Consider the following 332-nt stretch of genomic DNA (forward strand, 5'->3'; position numbering starts at 1 on the left):
CATCGTTTCGGGTTCTGCCGGGGCAGCCTCAGTCTCGGAATCTTCCATCGTTTCGGGTTCTGCCGGGGCAGCCTCAGCATCGGAACCTTCCATCATTTCGGTTGCTGCCGGATTCGTGGTGTCATCAGCCGGAGCCACGGTTTCCGGGGTCTCGGGAGACGCTTCTTCGGTAGTGGTTGCATTGCTGCAGGCTCCGATAACCGCAACCAAGCTCGCCGCGATCGCTAAACCAATTATTTTGTTGTTCATGATAACGATAACCTCCGATACGTTTGGAAACCCCCGTGCTTTAGCCGGGGGAGGAAAAACGAACGTGCGGCTTTAGCCGCCGT

Annotated in this window: 1 protein-coding gene; it reads right to left on the minus strand. The window is 56.6% G+C overall.

The window, feature by feature from the left end:
- Positions 1-249: hypothetical protein (locus LKK83_RS11050; RefSeq protein WP_324631161.1), on the minus strand; the 249-nt coding region annotated here is incomplete at its 3' end.
- Positions 250-332 lie beyond the last annotated feature (83 nt).

It is taken from the genome of Phormidium sp. CCY1219 (genome assembly GCF_035615515.1).
Classification (GTDB): domain Bacteria; phylum Cyanobacteriota; class Cyanobacteriia; order Cyanobacteriales; family Laspinemataceae; genus CCY1219.